Annotated in this window: 15 protein-coding genes; 12 read left to right on the top strand and 3 right to left on the bottom strand. The window is 75.5% G+C overall.

Annotated features, from left to right (window positions below):
- The 4 genes from ACYVOF_RS14775 to ACYVOF_RS14760 all read left to right on the top strand — a co-directional run bounded on the left by ACYVOF_RS14775 (position 1) and on the right by ACYVOF_RS14760 (position 2,829).
- Positions 1 to 396: a DUF3592 domain-containing protein gene (locus ACYVOF_RS14775; RefSeq protein WP_460867810.1), complete on the top strand. Its 396-nt coding sequence runs from the start codon at positions 1 to 3 to the stop codon at positions 394 to 396.
- Between the two features lie 182 nt (positions 397 to 578).
- The gene (locus ACYVOF_RS14770) at positions 579 to 881 is read left to right on the top strand and encodes a phosphopantetheine-binding protein (protein WP_460867743.1); all 303 of its coding nucleotides are present in this window, start codon (positions 579 to 581) and stop codon (positions 879 to 881) included.
- 106 nt (positions 882 to 987) lie between these two features.
- Entirely contained in the window at positions 988 to 2,115 is a 1,128-nt protein-coding gene (locus ACYVOF_RS14765; RefSeq protein WP_460867741.1) for a glycosyltransferase family 4 protein, read from the top strand.
- Positions 2,116 to 2,142: 27 nt separating this feature from the next.
- Positions 2,143 to 2,829, top strand: coding sequence for a demethylmenaquinone methyltransferase (locus ACYVOF_RS14760; protein WP_460867739.1), 687 nt, complete (start codon positions 2,143 to 2,145; stop codon positions 2,827 to 2,829).
- A gap of 62 nt (positions 2,830 to 2,891) precedes the next feature.
- On the opposite strand, the gene ACYVOF_RS14755 is transcribed toward ACYVOF_RS14760, so the two are convergent.
- Positions 2,892 to 3,131 carry a CDGSH iron-sulfur domain-containing protein gene (locus ACYVOF_RS14755; RefSeq protein ID WP_460867737.1) on the bottom strand — a complete coding sequence of 80 codons (240 nt, stop codon included), beginning with the start codon at positions 3,129 to 3,131 and terminating at the stop codon, positions 2,892 to 2,894.
- 21 nt (positions 3,132 to 3,152) lie between these two features.
- Here ACYVOF_RS14755 and ACYVOF_RS14750 point away from each other — a divergent pair, with 21 nt between their 5' ends.
- Positions 3,153 to 4,154 (top strand): iron-containing redox enzyme family protein, encoded by a 1,002-nt coding sequence (locus ACYVOF_RS14750; protein ID WP_460867735.1) that lies wholly within the window; start codon positions 3,153 to 3,155, stop codon positions 4,152 to 4,154.
- Here ACYVOF_RS14750 and ACYVOF_RS14745 read toward each other — a convergent pair.
- Together ACYVOF_RS14745 and ACYVOF_RS14740 are read right to left on the bottom strand one after the other, a co-directional pair.
- Positions 4,151 to 4,831, bottom strand: a complete 681-nt coding sequence (locus tag ACYVOF_RS14745) for a HemK2/MTQ2 family protein methyltransferase (protein ID WP_460867733.1) — start codon at positions 4,829 to 4,831, stop codon at positions 4,151 to 4,153. The two genes, ACYVOF_RS14750 and ACYVOF_RS14745, sit on opposite strands and share 4 nt — an antisense overlap.
- A 287-nt stretch (positions 4,832 to 5,118) precedes the next feature.
- On the bottom strand, positions 5,119 to 6,384 hold the full coding sequence (locus ACYVOF_RS14740) for a geranylgeranyl reductase family protein (RefSeq protein ID WP_460867731.1): 1,266 nt from the start codon (positions 6,382 to 6,384) through the stop codon (positions 5,119 to 5,121).
- A gap of 222 nt (positions 6,385 to 6,606) precedes the next feature.
- Here ACYVOF_RS14740 and ACYVOF_RS14735 point away from each other — a divergent pair, with 222 nt between their 5' ends.
- The 7 genes from ACYVOF_RS14735 to ACYVOF_RS14705 all read left to right on the top strand — a co-directional run.
- The gene (locus ACYVOF_RS14735) at positions 6,607 to 6,969 is read left to right on the top strand and encodes an NADH-quinone oxidoreductase subunit A (protein ID WP_460867808.1); all 363 of its coding nucleotides are present in this window, start codon (positions 6,607 to 6,609) and stop codon (positions 6,967 to 6,969) included.
- Positions 6,970 to 7,015: 46 nt separating this feature from the next.
- The gene (locus ACYVOF_RS14730; protein ID WP_460867729.1) at positions 7,016 to 7,564 is read left to right on the top strand and encodes a NuoB/complex I 20 kDa subunit family protein; all 549 of its coding nucleotides are present in this window, start codon (positions 7,016 to 7,018) and stop codon (positions 7,562 to 7,564) included.
- Positions 7,565 to 7,567: 3 nt separating this feature from the next.
- Positions 7,568 to 8,437: an NADH-quinone oxidoreductase subunit C gene (locus ACYVOF_RS14725; RefSeq protein ID WP_460867728.1), complete on the top strand. Its 870-nt coding sequence runs from the start codon at positions 7,568 to 7,570 to the stop codon at positions 8,435 to 8,437.
- Complete coding sequence (locus ACYVOF_RS14720) at positions 8,434 to 9,798, top strand: NADH-quinone oxidoreductase subunit D (RefSeq protein ID WP_460867726.1); 1,365 nt, start codon at positions 8,434 to 8,436, stop codon at positions 9,796 to 9,798. Before ACYVOF_RS14725 ends, ACYVOF_RS14720 begins: the two co-directional genes overlap by 4 nt.
- Positions 9,795 to 10,574 carry an NADH-quinone oxidoreductase subunit NuoE gene (nuoE, locus tag ACYVOF_RS14715; protein ID WP_460867724.1) on the top strand — a complete coding sequence of 260 codons (780 nt, stop codon included), beginning with the start codon at positions 9,795 to 9,797 and terminating at the stop codon, positions 10,572 to 10,574. The genes ACYVOF_RS14720 and nuoE overlap by 4 nt, the downstream gene beginning before the upstream one ends.
- On the top strand, positions 10,571 to 11,905 hold the full coding sequence (gene nuoF / locus ACYVOF_RS14710) for an NADH-quinone oxidoreductase subunit NuoF (protein WP_460867722.1): 1,335 nt from the start codon (positions 10,571 to 10,573) through the stop codon (positions 11,903 to 11,905). The genes nuoE and nuoF overlap by 4 nt, the downstream gene beginning before the upstream one ends.
- Positions 11,902 to 13,460 (top strand): NADH-quinone oxidoreductase subunit G (locus ACYVOF_RS14705; protein ID WP_460867720.1); only part of this gene is annotated, 1,559 nt, incomplete at its 3' end. The genes nuoF and ACYVOF_RS14705, both read left to right, overlap by 4 nt.

Below are 13,460 nucleotides of genomic sequence, written 5' to 3'. Positions count from 1 at the left end.
GTGGCCCGGCGGGTCCTGCTCACGGCGGCGACGGTGGTGACCGTGCTGGCGTTCCTGCTCGTGGTGGCGGCGTGGCGCGACGACAACGCCATCGAGGCGCACCGCGGGGTCGCGACGGCGGACGTGCTGTCGGTCGGCCGGGTGAGCGCGGCGATCAGCTTCACCACCCCCGACGGCGTCACCCGCACCCCGGAGCTGGGGGTGCTGTACCCGACGGGCCTCGCGGCCGACCAGCGCATCGAGGTCGAGTACTCCACGCAGGACCCGGACCTGGTGCGGGTGCAGGGCCGGGACGCGCGCCTGGCCGTGGTCCCCGCGCTGTCGGTGGCCGTCGTGGCGTGGCTGCTGGCCGGGGTGGGGCTGCTGGTGGTCCGACGCCTCGGCCGGGCCCGCTAGACCGGTCACGCTGAGTCGTGTTGCGCACACCCGAAAGCAGCACCGCCGCGGAAACCTGCTGGGCTACACCTGATCGGGTGGTCCTCGTTGTCGGTCGGCGTCGCTCTGTGTGACAGTGGTGCAGTCGGGCCCGGTGCCCGGCCCGCCCCGTCCGGAGCGGTCGGACGGACGGGAGGTGCGCGGTGCGACGGTGTGAGCACGACGCCCGGTGCTCCCGGGTCCGCGTGGCGCGCGAGCCCGTCACCGCCTTCGAGGCCATCCTGTGCGTCTGCTTCGCCGACGCCCTCGGGGTGTGCCGCGTGGGTGCGGACGACGACTTCTTCGCCCTCGGCGGCGACCGGGCCGCCGCGGCGGGGGTGGTGGCGCGGGTGCAGCGCCAGGTCGGGGTGCCGCTCGAGCTCAGCTGGGTCCACGAGCTGCGCACGCCGGAGCGGCTGGCCAAGCGGGCCCGTCGCGCGCTCGACCTGCGCCTCGCCGCCGGCTGAGACCCCGCCCCGGGTCGGCGGCCGCCGGCCGGTGTTCCCGCGGTGTTCCCCGTCGCGTCACCCGCGCGGCGCGTCCCGGTGCGCCGCGCCGCCCAGGGTGGGGGCCGTGCGCATCGCCGTCGTCGCCGAGTCCTTCCTGCCGCAGGTCAACGGGGTCTCCGGATCGGTGGTCCGGGTGCTGGAGCACCTGCGCCACCGCGGCCACGACACCCTCGTCGTCGCCCCCGGGGTGGGGGAGGCCGCCGAGCACCACGGCACCCCCGTCGTCCGGGTGCCCGCCGTCGACGTCCCCCGGGTCTCGTCGCTGCCGGTCGGCCTGCCCACCCCGGCCGTCACCACCGCCCTGGCCGACTTCGACCCCGACGTGGTCCACCTCGCGTCGCCGTTCGTGCTCGGCGCCGGGGGGCAGCGCGCGGCCCGGCGGCTCGGCGTGCCGACCGTCGCCGTCTACCAGACCGACGTGGCCGGCTTCGCCGCCAGCTACGGCATGGGCGCCACCACCACGCGGGCGGCGTGGCGGTGGACGCGGCGGCTGCACGGCCAGGCCGACCGGACCCTGGCCCCGTCCACCTGGGCCGTCGAGGCGCTCACCTCCCGCGGGGTGCCTCGGGTGCACCGCTGGGGCCGCGGCGTCGACACCACCCGGTTCGCCCCCGCCCACCGAAGCGACGCGCTGCACGCCCGGCTGGCCCCGCACGGCGAGCTCCTCGTGGGCTTCGTCGGCCGCCTCGCCCCGGAGAAGCACGTCGAGCGGCTGGCCCTGCTCGCCGCGACCCCCGGGGTCCGCCTCGTCGTCACCGGCGACGGGCCGGAGCGCGCCCGGCTGGAGCGGCTGGTGCCGGGCGCGGTCTTCCTCGGCCGGCAGGGCGGGGCCGAGCTGGCGCGGACCATGGCAAGCCTCGACGTCGCCGTGCACCCGGGGGAGCACGAGACCTTCTGCCAGGTCGTGCAGGAGGCGCTGGCCAGCGGCGTGCCCGTCGTGGCGGCCGACGCGGGCGGGCCGCGCGACCTCGTGGCCCACGGCCGCACCGGGTTCCTCGTCCCGGTCGAGGACCTGGAGCGCGCCACCGTCGCGGCCGTGCTCACCCTGGCCGACCCGGAGCTGCGGCGCTCGCTGGGCCGGGCGGCGCGGCGCTCGGTGCTGCGCCGCACCTGGCCGGTGCTGGGCGACGAGCTGCTCGGGCACTACCGGGCCGTGCTGGGGTCGGCCGACGGGCTCGCCACCGCGGCGTAGCCGGGGGCCCGCGGGTAGCCTCGCGCGGTGACACGAGCCGGGCTGGACAAGGACCCCCACGCGGTCGCCGCGATGTTCGACGGTGTCGCGCAGCGCTACGACCTGACCAACTCGGTGCTGTCGTTCGCGCAGGACCGGCGCTGGCGCAGGCTGACCCGGACGGCGCTCGACCTGCGCCCCGGCGAGCGCGTCCTCGACCTGGCCGCCGGCACCGGGGTCTCCACCGTCGAGCTGGCCCGCTCGGGCGCGTGGAGCGTGGCCACCGACTTCTCCCAGGGGATGCTGCGGGCCGGGGTGCACCGCGGGGTGCCCATGGTCGCGGGGGACGCGCTGCACCTGCCCTACCGCGACGGGGCGTTCGACGCGGTCACCATCTCCTTCGGCCTGCGCAACGTCGTCGCCTTCGACGACGGCCTGGCCGAGCTGGCGCGGGTGACCCGCCCCGGCGGGCGGATCGTGGTGTGCGAGTTCTCCACCCCGGTGTGGGCGCCCTTCCGCACCGTGTACCTGGAGTACCTGATGAAGGCCCTGCCCACGGTGGCGCGCGCGGTCAGCAGCAACCCCGACGCCTACGTCTACCTCGCCGAGAGCATCCGGGCGTGGCCGGACCAGCCCGCCCTGGCCGCGCGGCTGCAGGCGGCCGGCTGGACGGACGTGGCGTGGCGCAACCTGACCGGGGGCGTCGTCGCGCTGCACCGCGCGCGCAAGCCCTGACCCAGGCTCGCTGGGCGCACGACCCCGGACGTTCCTACCGTGGGTCCATGACCCCGAGCCGATCAGCCGCGACCGCGCCGCTTCTTGTGCGTCCCGTCGCAGAAGGGCGCGATGCCGCTGCGCCCGCAGCGGCACAGCGCGAGGGTGCGCCGCTCGCCGCGCAGGTCGGCCCCCTTGCCGTCGACGAGCGCGGCCCCGCCGCGGACCAGCAGCGGGCCGTCGGGGCACACGGTGATGACCACGTCGGGCCCGAGCAGGGCGGCGACGTCGGTCTCGGTGCTGGTGGGGTCGGGGGTGCTCACCCGGTCGAGGTTGCCACGGCCATGCCCCTGCCCGCCGCGCGTGGCCCGCTCGGCGAGGTGCTGCGCGACGTGCTGCGCGGGACCGCGCCCACCACGGCGTTCCTGGCCGCGGTGCGGGGCTGGACGCCCCCGTCGGCACCGGGGGACGTGCTGCACGACGACGACGTGCAGGCCTGCCTGACCACGCTCTACGAGCTGGCCCTGCAGGGGGTGCGCGGCGTCCCCGACGACCTCGAGTGGGACCTGGACCTGCTGGCGGCCCGCGCGCTGCTCGAGGCCCCGCTGGCCGCGGCACTCGACGCGCTGGCGGACGGGCCCACCACGGCCCCCGACGGCGTGGTGGCCGCGCTGCAGGCGCTCACCGCCGACACCGGCACGCCCGGGCTGAGCCACCACGTGGCCCGCGACGCCCCGCTGTGGCAGGTGCAGGAGCTGCTGACCCACCGCGCGCCGTACCAGCTGCGCGAGGCCGACCCCCACACGATGGGCATCCCGCGCCTGGCCGGTGCCCCCAAGGGCGCCCTGGTCGAGGTGCAGTCCGACGAGTACGGCGGCGGCCGGCCCGAGCGCATGCACTCCGCCCTGTTCGCCCGCACGCTGCGCGCGGTGGGCGTCGACGACACCTACGGCGGCCACGTCGACCTGGTCCCGGCGGTCACCCTGGCCTCGCTCAACGCGCTGTCCTACCTCGCGCTGCACCGGGCCCGGCTCGGCGAGCTCGTCGGGCACCTCTGCGCGGTGGAGATGACGTCCTCGCTGCCGAGCAAGCTGCACAGCGCGGGGCTGCGCCGCCTCGGCTTCGACCGCGGGGCCACGCTGTTCTACGACGAGCACGTCGAGGCCGACGCGATGCACGAGCAGGTGGTCGCCCGCGACCTGGCCGGCGGGCTCGCCCGCGACCAGCCGCACCGGGCCGACGCCGTGGTGCGGGGGGCGCGGATGTGCCTGGCGCTCGACGACCTCGTCGCCGAGCACGTCACCGGCAGCTGGGCGCAGGGCCGCAGTTCGCTGCGCGCGGTCTAGCCCGCGGCCGGGACCTGCGCCGCGGCAGCGGGGACCGGCGCGGTGGCTCGCAGCACCACCAGACGCTCGGTGCGCTCGCCCGGGGCGATGAGGCCGCGCTGCTCGAACATCTCGGCGCGCCGGGTCAGCTCGGGCCCGAAGGGGTGCAGGCACTGCGCCGCCACCTCGGCGGCGAGCCCGCGGCGGCGCAGCCGGGCCAGGCTCTCGTCCACACCGCACAGTCCGGAGTGGACGACGAGCAGGGTTCCGCCGGGGGCGAGCACGGCGGGGGCGGCGTCGAGCACCCGGTCGAGCAGGGTGCGCCCGTCCCGGCCGCCGTCGAAGGCCCGCAGCCGGCCGTGAACCGGCAGCTCGTCGGTCGCGGCGGGGACGTAGGGCGGGTTGGACACCACGACGTCGAACTGCTCGCCGGCGACCGGCCCGGTGAGGTCGCCGCGCAGCACGCGCAGCGGGACGCGGTGCAGCGCAGCGTTCGTCCGGGCCGTCGCCACGGCGCGGCCGGAGATGTCCACCGCCGTCGCGCGGGCACCGGCCCGGGCCGCGGTCACGGCCAGGGCGCCCGTGCCGGTGCAGACGTCCAGCACCCGGGCGCCGGGGCTGAGCGGGCGCAGCAGGTCGGCGACGAGCCAGGTGTCGCGTTGGGGCGGGTAGACGCCGGGGGCGCGCAGCAGCAGCACGGTGGGTGCCTCTCGGGCAGGTGCGCCCGGGGGCGCCGTGGGGGACGTCCCACGCCGGCTGTGCCGGGTGCTCGACCTGCTGCGACGGGACGACGTCGTCGACGCGACACAACCACGGGGGCGGGGGGTCCCGCTCGGTGAACCGTTCGTGGCGCGAACGGTGCACGGATGTGCTCTGCTGGTGCCCGGACCACCGCAGCCCCCGACGACGTGGGCGCCTGCGCTACGGGGGGTGGGCGTCGGAGATCCTCAGGGCCCCGGCGTCCACCCCGAACCCCCGGTACCGCTCAGGCCGCGAACGGCGGCCGGTGGTCCAGCCGCACCGAGGCCCGGCCCGCCCACCGCCACACCCGTGCGGTGGCGTCGCGGTCCTCGTCGGTCACCAGGTTGCCCATCACCCGCAGGGCCACGGCCATCAGCGCGGTCGAGCGCATGCCCACCGGCCCCGCCGCGGGCAGCAGCCGCGGCCGGGTGAGCAGGCCCGCGAGCCGGCGGGCGACGGAGAACGCCTCGCCGTAGTGCGCCCGCAGCACCTCCGGCCACGCCCGGGTCAGCGCACCGCCGCCGGCCAGCTGCTCGGCGACGAGCCGACCGGTCTCGAGCCCGTAGTCGATGCCCTCGCCGTTGAGCGGGTTCACGCAGCCCGCGGCGTCGCCGATGACGGCCCAGTTCGGTCCGGCGACGCCGGAGACGGCCCCGCCCATGGGCAGCAGCGCCGACGCCGCGTCGCGCACCTCGCCGTCGAGCTGCCACTCCGCGCGGCGCTGCTCGGCGTAGTGGCGCAGCAGCGGCTTGAGCGCCACCCCGGCCGGGCGCGCGGACGTTGCCAGCGTGCCCACCCCGAGGTTGACCTCGCCGGAGGAGAGCGGGAACACCCAGCCGTAGCCGGAGAGCAGCTCGCCCGCCTCGCCGCGGAGCTCGAGGTGCGAGGAGATCCACGGGTCGTCGCTGCGGCCGGAGCGGACGTAGCTGCGTGCCGCCACGCCGTAGGCGGTGTCGCGGTGCCACGTGCGGCCCAGCAGGCCACCCAGCTGCGAGCGCACCCCGTCGGCGACGACGAGCCGGTCGCAGCGCACGGTGACCGGGCCCGCGTCGGTGCGGAAGACCACCGCGGTGACGTCCTGGCCGTGACGGACGACGTCGACCGCCCGCGCCCCCTCCAGCGGCGTGGCGCCGGCGTCGAGCGCGACCTGCCGGATGCGGGCGTCGAGCTCGGTGCGGGGCACCGCGCTGCCGTGGTCGGGCAGCGAGCCGCCGGGCCACGGCAGCAGCAGCTCCTGGCCGAAGCCCGCCGCGCGCAGCCCGCGGTTGGTGCCGTGCGAGCGGACCCACTCCCCGAGGCCGAGGCGGTCGAGCTCGGCGACGGCGCGTGGGGTCAGCCCGTCGCCGCACGCCTTGTCGCGGGGGAAGCGGGCGGCGTCGGCGAGCAGGACCTCGAGGCCGTGGCGGGCGCACCAGGCCGCGGCGGCGGAGCCCGCGGGCCCGGCCCCCACGACGAGGACGTCGGTGCGCAGCTCGGCGGGGGTCGTGACGGTCGGCTCGGCGGTGCTCACGGGCTCAGTGTCCCAGGCCCCGGGCGGGTCGGCCCGGTGCCTCCGGCCCGGTCCGCCGCAGGTCACCCAGGGGGTGCTCGCCGACGCCACCCGACACGGTGTGGGCTTGCTCACCCCGGGTGCGTCGACGTGGCGGGACACCTCGTACTGTGGCGCACGTCATGCTCGTCGGGCGGCCCGCACCGGGCCGGCCGGACGTCGGGGAACGGGGTGGACCGCGTGCTGGAGCCGTACCTGCCGCTCGTGGTGATGGCCGCCCTCGCCGGGGGCTTCGCCGTCTTCTCCGTCGCCATCGCGCCGTACGTCGGCCCGCGCCGCTACAACAGCGCCAAGCTCGACGCCTACGAGTGCGGGATCGAGCCGTCGCCGCAGCCCGTCGCCGGTGGTGGCCGCATCCCGATCGCCTACTACCTCACCGCGATGATGTTCATCCTCTTCGACATCGAGCTGGTGTTCCTCTACCCGTTCGCCGTCACGGCCGACGCGCTGGGGTTCTTCGGCCTCGCCGAGGTGGTGCTGTTCATCGCGACGGTGGGGTTCGCCTACGCCTACGTCTGGCGACGGGGTGGGCTCGACTGGAACTGACCGGCACGACGCACGGGTGCGGAGCGGAGCGAGAGGGGGAACCAGGATGGGCCTGGAGGACAAGCTGCCGAACGGGATCCTGCTGACCAGCGTGGAGAAGCTGGTCAACTGGTCCCGCAAGACCTCGGTGTGGCCGGCGACGTTCGGCCTCGCCTGCTGCGCCATCGAGATGATGACGGTGGGCGGGTCGCGCTACGACCTGGCGCGCTTCGGGATGGAGCGGTTCTCGGCCACCCCGCGGCAGGCCGACCTGATGATCGTGGCGGGCCGGGTCACCAACAAGATGGCCCCGGTGCTGCGCCAGATCTACGACCAGATGCCGGAGCCCCGGTGGGTCATCGCCATGGGCGTGTGCGCCTCGAGCGGCGGCATGTTCAACAACTACGCCGTGGTGCAGGGCGTCGACCACGTGGTGCCGGTGGACGTCTACCTGCCCGGCTGCCCGCCGCGGCCCGAGATGCTCATCGACGCCATCCTCAAGCTGCACGCCAAGATCATGGACGAGCCGCTGGGCCCGGTCCGGACCGCGGCGCGGCTGGAGAGCGGCGCCCGCACCGAGCTGGTCCCGTCCACCGTGAAGTACGCGAGGAGCTGAGCGGTGGCGGACGAGGCGGGGAAGGACGCCGGGCGCGAGGTCCCCGACGGCACCCGCACGCGGCAGGGCGCGGGCCTGGACTCGGCCGAGCGCTCCCGCGGGGACGAGGCGCAGCGGCAGGCCCGCGGCGGGGTCGTCACCGGCCGGGCGCGGCAGGGGATGTTCGGCACGTCGGGCTCCGGGGACACCTCCGGCTTCGGCGGGCTGCGGCTGCCCGCCCACAGCCCCGCGCCCGCGACCCGGCCCTACGGCGGCTGGTTCGACGATGTGACCGACGACCTCGAGGCCGCGCTGGCCGAGGCCGGGGTGGTGGACGCGGTGTGGGAGACCGTCGTCGACCGCGGGGAGATCACCTACTACGTGCGCACCGAGGCCATCACCGACGTGTGCCGGGTGATGCGCGACGACCCGGCGCTGCGCTTCGAGCTGTGCAGCTCGGTCTCGGGGGTCGACCACGGGTTCGAGTCCGGCTCGGCGGACGGCACCGGCGCCGGGGCCGGCTCCGGCGGTGGCGCCCCCTCGGGCACCCCGGTGCCCGGCCGGCTGCACGTCGCCTACCACCTCACCTCGATGACCTACCGCCGCCGCGTGCGCCTCGAGGTCGTCCTCGACGTGCCGGGCGACGGCGGGATGGGTGCCCACCCGCACGTGCCGAGCATCGTCGGGGTCTACCCGACGGCGGACTGGCAGGAGCGCGAGACCTGGGACATGTTCGGGATCGTCTTCGACGGCCACCCGGCGCTGACCCGGATCCTCATGCCCGACGACTGGCTGGGCCACCCCCAGCGCAAGGACTACCCGCTCGGCGGGATCCCCGTGGAGTACAAGGGTGCGGAGATCCCGCCGCCCGACCAGCGGAGGGCCTACTCGTGACCAGCACCAGCGCACCCCGGACCGGCCCGCAGCAGGCGGGGGAGCGGCAGACCACCGAGGGCCGCGTCTACACCGTCACCGGCGGGGACTGGGACTCGCTGACCGAGGCGCTCGGCGGCGCCGGGTCCGACCCGGCCTCGGACGAGCGGATCGTCATCAACATGGGCCCGCAGCACCCGTCCACCCACGGCGTGCTCCGCCTGGTGCTCGAGCTGCAGGGCGAGACGGTGACCGAGGCCCGGTCGGTGATCGGCTACCTGCACACCGGCATCGAGAAGAACACCGAGCACCGCACCTGGACCCAGGGCGTCACCTTCGTCACCCGGATGGACTACCTGGCGCCGCTGTTCAACGAGACGGGCTACTGCCTCGGGGTGGAGAAGCTCCTCGGCATCACCGCACCGCCGCGGGCGCAGACCACGCGGGTGCTGCTCATGGAGCTCAACCGCATCTCCTCGCACCTGGTCTACCTGGCCACCGGCGGCATGGAGCTGGGCAGCTCGACGGCCATGACGTTCGGGTTCCGCGAGCGCGAGGTGGTGCTGCACCTCCTCGAGGAGCTCACCGGCCTGCGGATGAACCACGCCTTCGTCCGCCCCGGCGGGGTGGCGCAGGACCTGCCCGCCGGCTGGGAGCGCCTGCTCACCGACTTCCTGGCCACGATGCGGGCCCGGCTGCCCGAGTACGACACCCTGCTCACCGGCCAGCCCATCTGGCGCAACCGGCTCGCCGGCGTGGGGCACCTCCCGCTGGACGGCTGCCTGGCCCTCGGCGTCACCGGGCCGGTGCTGCGCTCCGCCGGGCTGGCGTGGGACCTGCGCAAGGTCGAGCCCTACTGCGGCTACGAGGACTTCGAGTTCGAGGTGCCCACCCGCACGGAGGCGGACTGCTTCGCCCGCTACCTGCTGCGGGTGGCCGAGATGGGCCAGAGCCTGGACATCATCGAGCAGTGCGTCGACAAGCTGCGGGCCACCGAGGGGGACGCGGTGATGGTCGACGACCCGAAGATCGCCTGGCCCGCGCAGCTCAGCGTCGGCCCGGACGGGCTGGGCAACTCCCTGGAGCACGTGCAGAAGATCATGGGCCAGTCGATGGAGTCGCTGATCCACCACTTCAAGCTGGTCACCGAGGGGTTCCGGGTGCCCGCGGGGCAGGTCTACAGCCCGATCGAGTCCCCGCGCGGGGAGCTCGGCTTCCACCTCGTCTCCGACGGCGGCACCCGGCCGCTGCGCATGCACGTCCGCGAGCCCAGCTTCGTCAACCTGCAGTCGATGCCCGCGATGAGCGAGGGCGGCCTCGTCGCCGACGTCATCGCGGCCATCGCCTCCATCGACCCCGTGATGGGAGGGGTGGACCGGTGAGCCAGGCCCCCGAGCAGACCGCCACCGGCACCGACTCCGGCACCGACGTCGGCCGCGTCTTCGGCCCCGAGGCGGACGCCGACGCCGCGGCGGTGATCGCCCGCTACCCGCAGCCCCGCTCCGCGCTGCTGCCGCTGCTGCACCTGGCCCAGTCGCTCGAGGGCCACGTCAGCCAGGCCGGGATCGGCTGGGCCGCCGACACCCTCGGCCTCACCCGCGCCGAGGTCTCGGCCGTCGCGACGTTCTACACGATGTACAAGCGCGAGCCGTGCGGGCAGCACCTGGTGAGCGTGTGCACCAACACCTTGTGCGCGGTGCTGGGCGGGGACGCCATCTACGCCGCCGTGGCCGCGGAGCTCGGCACCGACGGCACCCCGCTGGGCCACGAGCAGACCGTGGGCGAGCCGGGGGAGCCGGGCTCGCTGACCCTCGAGCACGCCGAGTGCCTGGCCGCCTGCGACCTCGCCCCCGTGCTGCAGGTCGACTACGAGTTCTACGACAACCAGACCCCGGACTCCGCGCTGGAGCTGGTCCGCGAGCTGCGGGCCGGGCGCGCGCCCGCCCCCACCCGGGGGGCCCCGCTCAGCGACTTCCGCGACGTGTCCCGCCAGCTCGCCGGCTTCTTCGACCGCCCGGCCGACGTGGCCGGGCCGTCCGCGGCGGCGGAGACCCTCCGCGGGGTGGCCGACGCCGCCGAGCACGGCTGGACCGCGCCCGCCGCACCCGATCCCGCCGCCACGCAGACCGACCCGGCCCAGCAGGAGGGGACCTCGTGACCGACCCCATCACCCCGGTGCTGACCAAGCGCTGGCTCTCCCCGGAGTCCTGGACGCTGGACACCTACACCCGGCTCGAGGGCTACACCGCGCTGCGCACCGCCCTGGCCACCGACCCCGACGAGCTCATCGAGCTGGTCAAGGCCTCGGGCCTGCGCGGCCGCGGCGGCGCAGGCTTCCCCACGGGCATGAAGTGGGGCTTCATCCCGCAGGCCAAGGAGGGCGAGACCACCGGCCCGGGGGCGAAGCCGAAGTACCTCGTCATCAACGCCGACGAGGGCGAGCCCGGCACCTGCAAGGACACCCCGCTGATGATGGCCGACCCGCACTCGCTCATCGAGGGCGCCGTCATCACCTGCTGGGCCATCCGCGCCCACTTCTGCGCCATCTACGTCCGCGGGGAGATCCTGCACGCGATCCGGCGGCTCGACGCCGCGCTGGCCGAGGCCCGCGCTGCGGGGCTGGTCGGCAAGGACGTGCTGGGCACCGGGTTCGACTGCGAGATCGTCGTCCACGCCGGGGCCGGGGCCTACATCTGCGGCGAGGAGACCGCGCTGCTGGACTCCCTGGAGGGCCGGCGCGGGCAGCCGCGGCTCAAGCCGCCGTTCCCCGCGGTGAGCGGGCTCTACGCCAGCCCCACCGTCGTCAACAACGTCGAGACCATCGCCACCGTCCCGTTCCTGGTCAACGGCGGCGCCGAGTGGTTCCGCACCATGGGCCGCGAGAAGTCCCCCGGGCCCAAGATCTTCAGCCTGTCCGGGCACGTCGAGCGCCCCGGGCAGTACGAGGTGCCGATGGGCACCACGCTGCGCCAGCTCCTCGAGCTCGCCGGCGGGATGAAGGACGGCGTCCCGCTGAAGTTCTGGACGCCGGGCGGCTCGTCGACCCCGCTGTTCACCGCCGAGCACCTCGACGTGCCGCTGGACTTCGAGGGCGCGGTCGAGGCCGGGTCCATCCTGGGCACCACCGCCGTGCAGGTGTTCAACGAGACCGTCAGCGTGCCCTGGGCGGTGATGAAGTGGACCCAGTTCTACGAGCACGAGAGCTGCGGCAAGTGCACCCCCTGCCGGGAGGGCACGTTCTGGCTGGCCCACGTCCTGGAACGGATGGTCGCCGGCCACGGCACCGCGGGCGACGTCGACACCCTGCTCGACGTGTGCGACAACGTCCTGGGCCGCAGCTTCTGCGCCCTCGGTGACGGCGCGGTCAGCCCGATCACCAGCGGCATCAAGTACTTCCGCGACGAGTTCCTGGCCCTGTGCGACCAGCAGCCGGACGCGGCGCGCCGCGCCGCCGAGCTCGACGAGCAGGCCCTGGCGGCGGCGTCGTGACCGTCGCCCCCGAGCGGACCGGCACCGACGTGCCGGACGAGCCGCCCGTCCCCGAGGGCCACGTCCGCCTCACCATCGACGGCTCCCGCGTCGACGCGCCGAAGGGCGAGCTGCTCATCCGCGCCTGCGAGCGGCTCGGCATCGTGGTGCCCCGCTTCTGCGACCACCCGCTGCTCGACCCGGCCGGGGCCTGCCGGCAGTGCCTCGTCGAGGTCGAGATGGGCGGGCGGCCCATGCCCAAGCCCCAGGCCAGCTGCACCATGACCGTGGCCGACGGGATGGTCGTCAGGACCCAGCACAGCTCCGCGGTGGCGGAGAAGGCGCAGGCCGGGGTGATGGAGCTGCTGCTCATCAACCACCCGCTGGACTGCCCCATCTGCGACAAGGGCGGGGAGTGCCCGCTGCAGAACCAGGCGATGGCCCACGGCCGCAGCGAGTCCCGGTTCCACGAGCACAAGCGGACCTTCCCCAAGCCGATCGCCATCTCCAGCCAGGTGCTGCTGGACCGGGAGCGCTGCGTGCTCTGCCAGCGCTGCACGCGCTTCGCCGAGCAGGTCGCCGGCGACGACGTCCTCGAGCTGCTCGAGCGCGGCGCCCAGCAGCAGGTGGGGGTGGCCGACGGCGCCCCGTTCCTCAGCTACTTCTCCGGCAACACGATCCAGATCTGCCCGGTCGGGGCGCTCACCAGCGCCGCGTACCGGTTCCGCTCCCGGCCGTTCGACCTCGTCTCCACCCCCGGGGTCTGCGAGCACTGCGCCTCGGGCTGCGCGCAGCGCACCGACTGGCGGCGCGGCACGGTGCAGCGCCGCCTCGCCCGCGCCGACGCCGAGGTCAACGAGGAGTGGAGCTGCGACAAGGGCCGCTTCGCCTTCCGCTACCTCGACGACGACGCGCGCATCACCCGCCCGCTGGTCCGCGGCGAGGACGGCGAGCTGCACGAGGCGTCGTGGACCGCCGCGCTGCAGGCGGCGGCCACCGGGCTGCTCGCCGCCCGCGACGGCGCCGGCGCCGGGGTGCTGGCCGGGGGCCGGCTCACCGTCGAGGACGCCTACGCCTACGCCAAGCTGGCCCGGGTCGCGCTGCGCACCAACGACGTCGACGTCCGCGCGCGGGTGCACTCCGACGAGGAGCTCGACTTCCTCGCCGCCCACGTCGCCGGGTCGACCCCGGCCACGGGCGGGGTCACCTACGCCGACCTCGAGGCCGCGCCGGCCGTGCTCTGCGTCGGCCTGGAGCCGGAGGAGGAGTCGCCCATCGTCTTCCTGCGGCTGCGCAAGGCGCACCGGCAGCGCGGCGCCCACGTCGCGCACCTCGGGGCCGTGGTCACCCCCGCCGTCACCAAGACCGGGGGCCACCTGGTCGCGGCCGTGCCCGGGGACGAGACCCGGGTGCTGGAGGACCTGCCCGCCGACCTCGTCGCACGGCTCGGGGCCCCGGGCGCGGTGCTGTTCGTCGCCGAGCTCGCCGCCGCCGTGCCCGGCCTGCTCGCCGCCACGTCCGCCCTGGCCGCCGCCACCGGCGCGCGGCTCGCGTGGGTGCCGCGGCGGGCCGGCGA

This window comes from Rhodococcus aerolatus, assembly GCF_054783215.1.
Note: the sequence above shows the minus strand (reverse complement) of the source record. Positions and strands in the feature narration are given on the sequence as shown.

Excerpts from the sequence above, each read along its gene's own strand:
- ACYVOF_RS14730 (WP_460867729.1), top strand. The coding sequence starts at position 7,016 with ATGGGCCTGGAGGACAAGCTGCCGAACGGGATCCTGCTGACCAGCGTG.
- ACYVOF_RS14750 (WP_460867735.1), top strand. The coding sequence starts at position 3,153 with ATGCCCCTGCCCGCCGCGCGTGGCCCGCTCGGCGAGGTGCTGCGCGAC.